At 60.8% G+C, this 12042-nt stretch carries 10 protein-coding genes; 6 read left to right on the top strand and 4 right to left on the bottom strand.

Annotated elements, in window-relative coordinates; translation table 11 throughout:
- The first annotated feature begins 65 nt into the window (after positions 1-65).
- Entirely contained in the window at positions 66-1118 is a 1053-nt protein-coding gene (hisC, locus tag Q8M42_RS03000; protein WP_305283320.1) for a histidinol-phosphate transaminase, read from the top strand.
- 109 nt (positions 1119-1227) lie between these two features.
- On the opposite strand, the gene Q8M42_RS02995 is transcribed toward hisC, so the two are convergent.
- From Q8M42_RS02995 to algW, 3 genes are all read right to left on the bottom strand, one after another.
- Complete coding sequence (locus Q8M42_RS02995; RefSeq protein WP_305283318.1) at positions 1228-1956, bottom strand: DUF4198 domain-containing protein; 729 nt, start codon at positions 1954-1956, stop codon at positions 1228-1230.
- A 23-nt stretch (positions 1957-1979) separates the two neighbouring features.
- A complete protein-coding gene (locus Q8M42_RS02990; RefSeq protein WP_370870307.1) occupies positions 1980-3986 on the bottom strand; it encodes a TonB-dependent siderophore receptor in 2007 nt (668 codons plus the stop codon).
- Between the two features lie 174 nt (positions 3987-4160).
- Positions 4161-5303 carry a Do family serine endopeptidase AlgW gene (gene algW / locus Q8M42_RS02985; RefSeq protein WP_305283316.1) on the bottom strand — a complete coding sequence of 381 codons (1143 nt, stop codon included), beginning with the start codon at positions 5301-5303 and terminating at the stop codon, positions 4161-4163.
- 110 nt (positions 5304-5413) lie between these two features.
- On the opposite strand from algW, the gene Q8M42_RS02980 reads away from it, so the two are divergent.
- From Q8M42_RS02980 to cysN, 3 genes are all read left to right on the top strand, one after another.
- The gene (locus Q8M42_RS02980) at positions 5414-6172 is read left to right on the top strand and encodes a Nif3-like dinuclear metal center hexameric protein (protein ID WP_305283314.1); all 759 of its coding nucleotides are present in this window, start codon (positions 5414-5416) and stop codon (positions 6170-6172) included.
- Positions 6173-6328: 156 nt separating this feature from the next.
- Positions 6329-7246 (top strand): sulfate adenylyltransferase subunit CysD, encoded by a 918-nt coding sequence (gene cysD, locus Q8M42_RS02975; RefSeq protein WP_275961860.1) that lies wholly within the window; start codon positions 6329-6331, stop codon positions 7244-7246.
- A 1-nt stretch (position 7247) separates the two neighbouring features.
- A complete protein-coding gene (gene cysN / locus Q8M42_RS02970) occupies positions 7248-9149 on the top strand; it encodes a sulfate adenylyltransferase subunit CysN (protein ID WP_305283311.1) in 1902 nt (633 codons plus the stop codon).
- Positions 9150-9232: 83 nt separating this feature from the next.
- Here cysN and Q8M42_RS02965 read toward each other — a convergent pair whose 3' ends face one another.
- Positions 9233-9670 carry a YhcB family protein gene (locus tag Q8M42_RS02965; RefSeq protein WP_090255468.1) on the bottom strand — a complete coding sequence of 146 codons (438 nt, stop codon included), beginning with the start codon at positions 9668-9670 and terminating at the stop codon, positions 9233-9235.
- A 159-nt stretch (positions 9671-9829) separates the two neighbouring features.
- Here Q8M42_RS02965 and Q8M42_RS02960 point away from each other — a divergent pair, with 159 nt between their 5' ends.
- On the top strand, positions 9830-10459 hold the full coding sequence (locus Q8M42_RS02960) for an alpha/beta hydrolase (RefSeq protein WP_305283303.1): 630 nt from the start codon (positions 9830-9832) through the stop codon (positions 10457-10459).
- 28 nt (positions 10460-10487) lie between these two features.
- A complete protein-coding gene (locus Q8M42_RS02955; protein WP_305283301.1) occupies positions 10488-11927 on the top strand; it encodes a tryptophan--tRNA ligase in 1440 nt (479 codons plus the stop codon).
- Positions 11928-12042 lie beyond the last annotated feature (115 nt).

Genomic DNA, 12042 nt, shown 5'->3' with positions numbered 1-12042 from the left:
CGGTGGAAAACGCTTCGCGGTTTTCCACCCTGCGCAAACCGAAGAATTCGAGGAGAGAAGGGCAGATGAGCAAATTCTGGAGCCCCTTCGTCAAAGACCTGGTGCCTTATGTACCGGGTGAGCAGCCGAAACTGGCCAAGCTGGTCAAGCTCAACACCAATGAAAACCCTTATGGCCCGTCGCCCAAGGCCATCGCGGCCATGCAGGCCGAGGTCAATGACAACCTACGCCTGTACCCGGACCCCAACAGCGACCGTTTGAAGCAAGCGGTGGCCGATTATTACGGCGTGCAGACCGCCCAGGTATTTGTCGGCAATGGCTCCGACGAGGTGCTGGCGCACGCTTTCCACGGCCTGTTCCAGCATGGCCAACCGCTGCTGTTCCCGGATATCAGCTACAGCTTCTATCCGGTGTACTGCGGCCTGTATGGCATCGACTCCGTGCAGGTGCCGCTGGATGAACAGTTCCAGATTCGCGTGGAAGATTACGCGCGGCCCAACGGCGGCATTATTTTCCCCAACCCGAACGCACCGACTGGCTGCCCTCTGGCGCTGGAGGCCATCGAGCGCATGCTCCAGGCCAACCCGGATAGCGTGGTGCTGGTGGATGAGGCCTATATCGACTTCGGCGGTGAGACGGCGATCAGTCTGGTGGATAAATACCCCAATCTGCTGGTCAGCCAGACCTTATCCAAGTCGCGCTCCCTGGCGGGGCTGCGGGTCGGTATCGCGGTCGGCCATCCTGATCTGATCGAGGCGCTGGATCGGATCAAGAACAGCTTCAACTCCGACCCGCTGGATCGCATTGCGATTGCCGGCGCTGCGGCGGCGTTTGCGGACAAAGCGTATTTCCAGCAAACCTGCCAGCAGGTGATCGACAACCGTGAGGTTGTGGTGGCTGGGCTGGAGAAGCTGGGCTTTGCGGTGTTGCCTTCGGCGGCGAATTTTGTCTTTGCCCGTCACCCGGATAAAGATGCCGCGACCCTGGCCGCTGGCCTGCGGGAACAGGGGGTGATCGTGCGTCACTTCAAGCAGCAGCGCATTGCCCAGTTCCTGCGCATCACCATTGGCACGCCGGAGCAGAACCAGGCGCTGCTGGATGCGCTGCAAGACTTGTAGCTTGTAGCCCGGATGCAATCCGGGAGCGCCACTACCTACCCCGGATTGCATCCGGGCTACGCAAAAGCCAGCGCCGCGTAAGCCGCGCTGGCTTTTTATTGCCTGCGTGTTACTCGTGGTGCGCTTTGCCGAGAAAGGTCAGCGAGGTAAACAGGCCGCGCGTTTCGATATCCTTGTCGCCTTTGACCGGCAGGCTGATGGACGCGCTGATGATATTCAACCCTTCGTTGCGTACCAGCACCTGGGCGCGCCCTTCAGTATCGGTGGTGGCGCTGACCTGATGCGGCGCACCACGGTAGTCACCCACCAACTCAACCCCGGCAGCCGGCTTGCCATCCACCAGCACCCGCACCGCCAACGGCTTGCCGGGGCCGACCTTGAGCGGGTCGACTTCCGGCAGGATAACCATCTTCAACTGATCCAGCTTCGGCAACTTGGCGCCTTCCTGGTAGATCGCCAGGCTGTATTTAAAGGTGTGCAGCGACTCGGTCGAGTTCGGCACTTTACTGCGGCCCTGGTTGATCCACTGTTTGTCCGGGGTCAGTGACCAGGCGCCGTTGTCCAGCGCCACGCCGAGCACCGCCGGGGTTTTCAGTGGTAGCAGGCGCGCGTGATCGTCCAGGCGCTGGACGCTGACCGGGATCATCTTGCCAGCGCGGTCATAGGCCCAGGCGCCGCTGATTTTCTCGGCCTTGAAGGCATTGTCCTCGGCGCCGTGACCGTAGATGGTTTCGATATGGCCGCGGCGCTGTTCGGTCCACAGGCCGTGGGCCTGGACGTGCCCGGCGAGTAGGGCGGCGAGCAGTGCGGTAAGCATGATGGGTTTGGCAGTACGCATACTGGGGTTCCTTGAATGGTGGGTCAGAGATTAAGGGTCAGGCTGAGGCTAAGGTTGCGCGGCTCGCCGGGCATGACCCAGACGCTGTTGTACGCGCGCTCGTAGTACTCGCGGTCGAACAGGTTGTTGAGGTTGAGGCCGATGCTCAGGTCATCGCTGGCCTGGTAGTGGGCGAGCAGATCGACGGTGTTGTAGGCCGGTAATTGGAAGTTGCTGCCAGCTTGCCCCGAGCGATCCCCCACGTAGTTGAACGCGGCGCCGATGTCCGAGCCGCACAGGCGGCCGTCCTGAAACTGGTAGACGGTCAGCAGGCTGCCGCTGTGGCGGGCGACGCCGAGCAGCTTGCTGCCTACGGGCAGGCTGTTATCTTCGGTGACTTCGGCATCGATATAGGCGTAGGCGCCGATGATGCGCACGGCATCGCTGAGCTGGCCGCTGAACTGCATATCCAGGCCCTGGCTGCGGGCCTTGCCGGCGGCGATGCTGTCGCCGGGGTTGCCCGGGTCAGCGGTCAGCACGTTTTCCTTGTCGATATGAAACAGCGCGATGGTTGCACCCAGGCGGCTATCAAGCAGGTCGAGCTTGAGCCCAGTCTCATAGCCCAGGCCCTTTTCCGGTTTGAATACCGTGCCCTGGCTGCTGATGCTGTTGGGTTTGAACGAGGTGGAGGCGTTGGCGAACACCCCGACCTGCGGGGTCAGTTGATAGAGCAGGCCAGTGCGGGCGGTGGCGACATCCTGGTTCTGCTTGTTGCTGACCCGCGTGCTGCGGTTCAGCGCGGTTTGCTCGAAGCGTTCGAGGCGTGCGCCGATCAGGCCACTCAGGCGCTCGCTAAAGCTGATCTGATCCTGCAGGTTGAGGGCATAGCTCTCGGTGTGCTCAAAGAAATCGTTGGGGTTGACGATGGCCGGCTTGGCCTGGCCGTACTGCGGTTGGTAGATGTTCTGGCCGTAGCCCAGGGTTGTCGCGCTTTGCGGGTACTTTTGGCTGTTGCGGTAGTTCTCGTACTCCAGGCCGGCGAGGGTCTGGTGCTGCCAGCTGCCCAGGTTGAAGCTGCCGTGCAGCTCGGCCTGGGTGATGCTGTCGTTCCACTCAAAGCTGCGCTGGCGATAGAAGCGCGTCAGCGTGTCGCCGACCAGGCGCGATGGCTCGGAGCTGTTGCCCTGCAGGCGGCCCTGGGCGTAGTGGTTGGCCAGGCGCAGTTTCCAGCTGTCATTAAGGTAGCGCTCCAGGCTGACCTGCAGCATCTGGTTGTCGTTTCGCACGCTGCCGTCGTTCGGTTCGCCCATAAAGCTGGAGTTTTTCACCGCGCCCATGCGGTTGTTCACCGCCGGAATGCCACGGTCGAATACCGACTCGGTGCGGCTGAATTCGCTCTCGATCAGCAGCAGGGTGTCGGGGTTCAGCTGCCAGCTCAGCGAAGGGCTGACGATCTGCCGTTCGCTGCCGACGTGATCGCGAAAGCTCTGGTTGTCCTCCACCGCCAGGTTGATCCGCGACAACAGGGTGGCCTCGTCATTCAGCGGGGTGTTGACGTCCAGGCTGCTGCGGTAGCGGTCCCAGCTGCCGGCGCTGGCCCTGAGCTGGCTGAAAGCTTCGGCCTGCGGTTTCTTGCTGACGATATTGATCATGCCGCCCGGGTCGCCACGGCCATACAGGCTGGCGGCCGGACCTTTGAGCACCTCGATGCGCTCGATACCCGAGGTATCCGGCGAGCTGGAGCTGCCGCGGTTGATGGTGAAGCCGTTCTTGTACAGCTCGCCGGTGGTGAAGCCGCGCACGCTGTAATTGAGGAAGGTCAGGCCGCCGAAGTTGTTCTGCCTGGACACGCCGCCAGCAAAGTCCAGGGCGCGGTCGATGCGCGTGGTGCCCAGGTCATCGAGCACCTGTGCGGGTACCACGTTGATGCTCTGGGCGATCTGCGCAATCGGCGTATCGGTGCGGGTAGCGCTGGCTGAGCGGGTGGCGCGATAGCCTTGCACGGGGCCATCCGCCTGTTCCTGGCGCGCGGTGACGGTGATGGTGGACAGCTCAACGGGGTTTTCTGCTGCAGCGGCAAAGGCGCTGGGAACCAGCAGGCTGGCAAGTAAGGCGTGGGCGGCGCGCAAGGGAGAGCATCCTTCAATTGAGATTTAATGTAATAACATAACATTAAATCTGAGAAGAGTTATCGCTTGCGTTGCGCAATTTGCAAAAGGAGGGGGTTAGCTGCCGTTGACGGGCGGCCGTACGCCGATTTCTGCGCTCAGTTGCAGCGGTTTGCCGTTGCGCAGGATGTCGATGCTGATCTTCTGTCCCGGCTTGGCGCGTGCCACCTGGTTCATCGAGCGGCGGCCATCGCCGGCGGCTTCGCCGTCGATGCTGAGAATCAGATCGCCCGGTTGCAGGCCGGCTTTCTGTGCCGGGCCGTCGCGGTAGATGCCAGCCACGACGATGCCAGGGCGACCGTCCATGCCGAAGGATTCCGCCAGCTCCGGGGTTAGCGGTTGCACCTCGATCCCCAGCCAGCCGCGAATCACCTGGCCGTGCTCGATAATCGCCTGCATTACATCCATCGCCAGCTTTACCGGGATGGCAAAGCCGATGCCTTGCGAGCCGCCGGATTTGGAGAAGATCGCGGTATTGATGCCCACCAGGTTGCCGTAGGCATCCACCAGCGCGCCGCCGGAGTTGCCGGGGTTGATTGCCGCATCGGTCTGGATGAAGTCCTCGTAGGTGTTGAGGCCCAGCTGGTTGCGCCCGGTGGCGCTGATAATGCCCATGGTCACGGTCTGACCGACGCCGAACGGGTTGCCGATGGCCAGGCTGACGTCGCCAATACGGATATTGTCCGAGCGGCCGAGGATGATAAAGGGCAGGTCCTGCAGGTCGATCTTCAGCACCGCCAGGTCGGTCTCCGGGTCGCTGCCAATGATCCGCGCCAGGGTTTCGCGGCCATCTTTCAGGGCCACAACGATCTGGTCGGCACCGGCGACCACGTGGTTATTGGTCAGCAGATAGCCTTCCGGGCTCATGATCACTGCCGAGCCCAGGCTCGACTCCATGCGCCGCTGCTTGGGCAGGTTGTCGCCGAAGAACTTGCGAAACTGCGGGTCCTCGAACAGCGGGTGTGCGGCTTTGTTAACGAATTTGGTGGTGTAGAGATTGGCCACGGCGGGCGATGCGGTGGTGACTGCATCGGCATAGGACACCGGGCCTTCCTGCATGCGGCTATAGAACGGTGCCTGACGTACGTGCACGTCTTGCCCCGGCAGGCCGACCCATTGCGGGAAATACTGCATGATCAGCAGTGCTGAGAGCACGCCGACCAGCAGGGGCCAGCCGAGGAAACGCAGGGACTTGAACATCGATCCAATCCTGAGGGTTGCCGGGGGCGGGTGTGCCCCTTAAGGTGCGCCATTATAGAGAAGCCGCTGCGAATAAAGCAGCGCCGTGCAACTGTTGATAAGGAAACCTTATGGCCATTGCTCTGGCGACCCTGGTGGAAGAAGCCGACCGCTACCTGAATGCTGCGCGCATCAATGATTACTGCCCCAATGGCCTGCAGGTCGAAGGCCGGCCACAGGTGCGGCGGATCGTCAGCGGCGTTACCGCCAGTCAAGCGTTGGTCGATGCAGCGGTCGAAGCGCAAGCCGATGTGCTGCTGGTGCACCACGGCTACTTCTGGAAGGGCGAAAACCCCTGCATCACCGGGATGAAGCGCCGCCGTCTACAGACCCTGCTGGCCAATGACCTCAGCCTGCTGGCCTATCACTTGCCGCTGGATGTGCATGCCGAGGTGGGCAATAACGTACAACTGGCCGCGCAGCTGGGGATTACCGTGGAAGGCCCGCTGGAACCGGAAAATTCGCGTACCGTCGGCCTGATCGGCTCGCTGGCAGAAGCCATGACCGCGCGTGATTTCGCCCGCCATGTGCATCAGGTGCTCGGCCGTGAGCCGCTGCTGGTTGAGGGGGGCGCGATGATTCGCCGGGTTGGTTGGTGCACTGGCGGTGGCCAGGGCTATATCGATCAGGCGATTGCCGCCGGGGTTGACCTGTACCTGACAGGCGAAGCCTCTGAGCAGACTTTCCACAGCGCCCGGGAAAACGGCATCAGCTTTATCGCCGCTGGCCATCATGCTACCGAGCGTTATGGGGTGCAGGCGCTGGGCGATTATCTGGCGCGGCGCTTTGCCATTGAGCATGTGTTTATCGATTGCCCCAATCCCATTTAGGTCGCATTTCCGGCCTTTCCTGTAGGTATAAAGCTAGATCGTTTCGATCTAAGAGGCCTCCTGAATAGAATAGGGTGCTGTGATAAAGTGCCGCCCTCGTCCACGGCCCGTAGGCCGTCCAATAACGCTCTCTTCATGAGATAGCCGTGAGTAGCCATGCTCGATAAATTGACGCATCTGAAGCAGTTGGAGGCGGAAAGCATCCACATCATCCGCGAGGTAGCCGCCGAGTTCGATAACCCGGTGATGCTGTACTCCATCGGTAAAGACTCCGCCGTGATGCTGCACCTGGCGCGCAAGGCGTTCTTTCCGGGCAAGCTGCCCTTCCCGGTGATGCACGTCGATACGCGCTGGAAGTTTCAGGAGATGTACAGCTTCCGCGAGAAGATGGTCAAAGAGTACGGCCTGGACCTGATCACCCACATCAACCCCGATGGCGTGGCGCAGGACATGAACCCCTTCACCTACGGCAGTGCCAAGCACACCGACGTGATGAAGACCGAGGGTCTCAAGCAGGCGCTGGACAAGTACGGTTTTGACGCCGCCTTCGGTGGTGCGCGCCGCGATGAAGAAAAGTCCCGCGCCAAAGAGCGTGTCTACTCCTTCCGCGACAGCAAGCACCGCTGGGACCCTAAGAACCAGCGTCCTGAGCTGTGGAACGTGTACAACGGCAAGGTCAAAAAGGGTGAGTCGATCCGTGTGTTCCCGCTGTCCAACTGGACCGAGCTGGACATCTGGCAGTACATCTATCTGGAGCAGATCCCGATCGTGCCGCTGTACTTCGCCGCCGAGCGTGAAGTGATCGAGAAGAACGGCACGCTGATCATGATCGACGACGACCGCATCCTTGAGCACCTCTCCGACGAAGAGAAAGCCCGTATCACCAAAAAGATGGTGCGTTTCCGCACCCTCGGCTGCTACCCGCTGACCGGCGCGGTGGAGTCCACTGCAACCAGCTTGACCGACATCATTCAGGAAATGCTGCTGACCCGTACTTCCGAGCGTCAGGGCCGCGTTATCGACCACGATGCCGCCGGTTCCATGGAAGAGAAAAAACGTCAGGGGTACTTTTAATATGTCGCACCAATCCGATCTGATCAGCGAAGACATCCTCGCTTACCTGGCCCAGCACGAGCGCAAGGAACTGCTGCGCTTCCTCACCTGCGGCAACGTTGACGACGGCAAGAGCACCCTGATTGGCCGCCTGCTGCACGACTCGAAGATGATCTACGAAGACCATCTGGAAGCCATTACCCGTGACTCGAAGAAGTCCGGCACCACCGGCGAGGAGGTGGATCTGGCGTTGCTGGTCGACGGCCTGCAGGCTGAGCGCGAGCAAGGCATCACCATCGACGTGGCGTACCGCTATTTCAGCACCGCCAAGCGCAAATTCATCATCGCCGACACCCCCGGCCATGAGCAGTACACCCGCAACATGGCCACTGGCGCCTCCACCTGCGACCTGGCGATCATCCTGATCGACGCGCGCTATGGTGTGCAGACCCAGACCAAACGCCACAGCTTTATCGCCAGCCTGCTGGGCATCAAGCATATCGTTGTGGCCATCAACAAGATGGACCTCAAGGGCTTCGATCAAGGCGTATTCGAGCAGATCAAGGCTGATTACCTGAAGTTCGCCGAAGGTATCGCGCTCAAGCCGAGCTCGCTGCACTTCGTACCGATGTCGGCGCTCAAGGGCGACAACGTGGTCAACAAGAGCGAGCAGTCGCCTTGGTACACCGGCCAGTCGCTGATGGAAATTCTCGAAACCGTGGAAGTCGCCGGTGATCGCAACTTCACCGACCTGCGTTTCCCGGTGCAATACGTCAACCGTCCCAACCTGAACTTTCGTGGTTTCGCCGGCACCCTGGCCAGCGGCATCGTGCGCAAGGGCGATGAAGTCATCGCCCTGCCGTCGGGCAAGGGCAGCAAGGTCAAATCCATCGTCACCTTCGAAGGTGAACTGGAACAGGCCGGTCCAGGTCAGGCAATTACCATCACCCTGGAAGACGAAATCGACGTCTCCCGTGGCGACATGCTGGTACATGCCGACAACCGTCCGCAGGTGGTCGACAGCTTCGACGCCATGCTGGTGTGGATGGCCGAAGAGCCGATGCTGCCGGGCAAGAAGTACGACATCAAACGCGCCACCAGCTATGTGCCGGGCTCGATTGCCAGCATCAACCACCGCGTCGATGTGAACACTCTGGAAGAGGGCGCGGCGAGCAGCCTGCAGCTCAATGAAATCGGCCAGGTGCGCATCGCCCTGGATGCGCCGATTGCGCTGGACGGCTATGCGCACAACCGCACCACCGGCTCGTTTATCGTGATTGATCGCCTGACCAACGGCACCGTCGGCGCCGGCATGATCATCGCCGAGCCAGTTGGCGCGCAGGGTTCGGGCGGCCATCACGGCAAGCTGGCGCATGTGTCTACTGAAGAGCGGGCTACACGCTTCGGCCAGCAGCCGGCCACCGTGCTGTTCAGTGGCCTGTCCGGCGCTGGCAAGAGCACCCTGGCTTATGCCGTGGAGCGCAAGCTGTTCGACTCCGGTCGCGCGGTCTATGTGCTGGACGGGCAGAACCTGCGCCATGACCTGAACAAGGGGCTGCCGCAGGATCGCGCCGGGCGTACCGAGAACTGGCGCCGTGCCGCGCACGTTGCGCGTCAGTTCAACGAAGCCGGCTTGCTGACCCTGGCAGCCTTTGTTGCGCCGGATGCCGAAGGCCGTGAGCAGGCCAAAGCGCTGATCGGTGCCGAACGCCTGATCACCGTGTACGTGCAGGCGTCCCCGCAGGTTTGCGCCGAGCGTGACCCGCAAGGCTTGTACGCGGCGGGTGGCGACAATATCCCGGGTGAGTCCTTCCCGTATGACGTGCCGCTGAATGCCGATCTGGTGATCGATACGCAGTCTGTGTCGGTAGATGAAGGGGTCAAGCTTGTATTGGCTCTGCTGCGTGAGCGCGGCGCGATCTAAATCTGCTGCACATTAAAAAGCCCCGTCTAGTGCGGGGCTTTTTATTGCCTATCCGGTCATCGAAGTGACCGGATCAGCCACTGTTACTTGTTCTTCAAACCGTAGCTTTCATCGAGCATGCCTGGCACATCGGCGCTTTTCGGCGCGTAGTCCTTAGGCATTTCATGGTGGACCGGTGCCTTGATACGTTCGCGCTTTTCACTGCTTTCATCGGCATGCAGGGTGGCGAGCAGGCGCTGGCGGGTCAGCTCGTCGAGTGCCAGGCGGTTGGCCCCGTCAGACAGGTGCTGTTGCACGTCCAGTTGAGTCTGGCTGAGCTTTTTCACCAGATTGGCGGTGGTGTTGAAATGAGTCACCACTTCGCTTTGGTAGGTATCGAAGCGTTCTTGAATTTCATCCAGCTGGCGCTGGGTGCGGCTAGGGGCTGCATTGGGCGCCAGGCGGGCAATCAGGAAGCCAATGGCAATGCCTGCTACCAGGGTAATGGCGGGTAGCAACCAGGCGGTAAGCGTCTGTTCCACGAGTCCTTCCTCTCTAAACGGCTTTGCTTTACGTTAACGGCTCGAACCTGTGCTGTATACCGCAATGCAATGCCGAGATGTGTGCGGCGGTATGGCTGTGTAGCAGCGCAGGCTGTCAGCTAGACGAGTCGACCCACTGCGAGGTCACGGAGTTCCCTGTTGCTCACCCGCGAAACCCCTCTGATGATTGCTGGCCCCTGCGGCCAACTCGAAGCCCTGTGGCTGGACACCCCCGACGCCCGTGGCGTGGCGCTGATCTGCCACCCCAACCCGGTGCAGGGCGGCACCATGCTCAATAAGGTGGTCTCCACCCTGCAGCGCACTGCCCGTGACAGTGGCCTGGCCACGTTGCGCTTTAATTACCGCGGCGTCGGCGCCAGCGCCGGCAGCCACGATATGGAAAGCGGTGAAGTGGATGATGCCGAAGCCGTGGCCAACTGGCTGCGTGCGCAGCGCCCCGAGTTGCCGCTGACTTTGCTGGGTTTTTCCTTCGGTGGTTTTGTTGCCGCTGCGCTCGGCGCCCGCCTGGAAGCCCAGTGTGTGAAGCTCGATAAGCTGTTTATGGTGGCCCCGGCGGTGCATCGCCTGAGCGAGGAGGTGCCCCCAGCCAGCAACTGCCCGTTGATCCTGATTCAGCCCGAAGACGATGAAGTGATCGACCCGCAGGTGGTCTACCAATGGTCGGCGGCACTCGGGCGTGCCCATGAGCTGCTGAAAGTGGCAGAATGCGGCCACTTTTTTCACGGCAAGCTTACTGATCTCAAAGATCTACTGCTGCCGCGTCTCTGATCTGATTGAGCCCCAATAAGCGAACGTTATGACTACTCGTATCCTTACCGGCATCACCACCACCGGCACGCCGCATCTGGGCAACTACGCGGGCGCGATTCGCCCGGCCATCGTTGCCAGCCGCGCCGCCGATGCGGATTCGTTCTACTTCCTGGCTGACTACCATGCGCTGATCAAATGCGACGACCCTGCGCGCATTCAGCGTTCGCGTCTGGAAATCGCCGCCACCTGGCTGGCGCTGGGTCTGGATACCGACAAGGCAACTTTCTACCGTCAGTCGGATATCCCCGAGATTCCCGAGCTGTGCTGGCTGCTTACCTGCGTCGCCGGCAAGGGCCTGCTTAACCGCGCCCACGCCTACAAGGCGTCGGTGGATAAGAACTTGATCGATGGTGAAGACCCGGATGCGGGCATCACCATGGGGCTGTTTAGCTATCCGGTGCTGATGGCCGCGGACATTTTGATGTTCAACGCGCATAAGGTGCCGGTCGGCCGTGACCAGATCCAGCACGTAGAAATGGCCCGTGACATCGCTCAACGCTTCAACCATCTGTTTGGCCAAGGCCGAGAGTTGTTCACCTTACCCGAAGCGGTTATCGAAGCCGACGTGGCCACCCTACCAGGCCTCGACGGGCGCAAGATGAGCAAGAGCTACGACAACACCATTCCGCTGTTCAGTTGTGAGAAAGAGCTCAAGAAAGTTATTTCTTTGATCGTTACCGATTCGAAAGCTCCGGGTGAACCTAAAGATCCAGACAACTCACATCTGTTCACTCTCTATCAAGCCTTCGCCACGCCTGCTCAGCTGTCGGAGTTCCGTGCCGAGTTGATTAATGGTCTGGCTTGGGGCGAAGCAAAGAGCCGCCTGTTTCAACTGCTCAATAATGAGCTGGGCGAAGCCCGCGAGCGTTATCAGGCACTGATCAGCAAGCCGGCGGATCTGGAGGATATCCTCCTTGTTGGCGCCGAGAAGGCCCGAAATATCGCCAGGCCTTTCCTCGGCGAGCTACGCGAGGCTGTGGGCCTGCGTTCATTCAAGCCAAAACCAGTTCAGCAACAACTTACTCTTCAGGATGTTGGAAGAGGAGTGGCGCGCCTTTTGGGAAAAGCCCAAGAGTTTGCTGAGGGAATGGCTGAAGGGATCGCTGAAATTGAAGCAGCTAAGAAAAAAGCCAAGAAAAGTCGCTTTGTCAGCTTCCGCGACGACGACGGCAGCTTCCGTTTCCGCCTGCTGGATGCCGCCGGTGAGCAGCTGTTGCTGTCCAAGTCGTTTGCCGATGGCAAAGCGGCCGGCATGATCAACAAGCGTCTGCAGTCCGGCGAAGCACTGGATATCCGCGAGCAGGACGGCGGCTTTGGCGTCTGGCTGGACGACGAGTGCGTCGCGCAAAGCCCGGCATTCGCCGACAGCAGCGCCTGTCAGGCAGCGATCCAGCGCCTGCGTGAGGCGCTAGCTCCCCAGGAGTAAGTGGTACGTAGGATGGGTTGAGCCTGCGATACCCATCACTCGGCAGCATGGGTATCGCTGCGCTCAACCCATCCTACGGCTGTTGTTATTTGGCTACCGATTGCCAATCAACGGG

Source organism: Pseudomonas sp., assembly GCF_030684895.1.
GTDB lineage: Bacteria > Pseudomonadota > Gammaproteobacteria > Pseudomonadales > Pseudomonadaceae > Aquipseudomonas.
This window is presented reverse-complemented; position numbering and strand designations above follow the sequence as displayed.

Excerpts from the sequence above, each read along its gene's own strand:
- Q8M42_RS02995 (WP_305283318.1), bottom strand. The coding sequence starts at position 1,956 with ATGCGTACTGCCAAACCCATCATGCTTACCGCACTGCTCGCCGCCCTA.
- algW (WP_305283316.1), bottom strand. The coding sequence starts at position 5,303 with ATGTTCAAGTCCCTGCGTTTCCTCGGCTGGCCCCTGCTGGTCGGCGTG.
- Q8M42_RS02980 (WP_305283314.1), top strand. The coding sequence starts at position 5,414 with ATGGCCATTGCTCTGGCGACCCTGGTGGAAGAAGCCGACCGCTACCTG.
- hisC (WP_305283320.1), top strand. The coding sequence starts at position 66 with ATGAGCAAATTCTGGAGCCCCTTCGTCAAAGACCTGGTGCCTTATGTA.
- cysD (WP_275961860.1), top strand. The coding sequence starts at position 6,329 with ATGCTCGATAAATTGACGCATCTGAAGCAGTTGGAGGCGGAAAGCATC.
- Q8M42_RS02955 (WP_305283301.1), top strand. The coding sequence starts at position 10,488 with ATGACTACTCGTATCCTTACCGGCATCACCACCACCGGCACGCCGCAT.
- cysN (WP_305283311.1), top strand. The coding sequence starts at position 7,248 with ATGTCGCACCAATCCGATCTGATCAGCGAAGACATCCTCGCTTACCTG.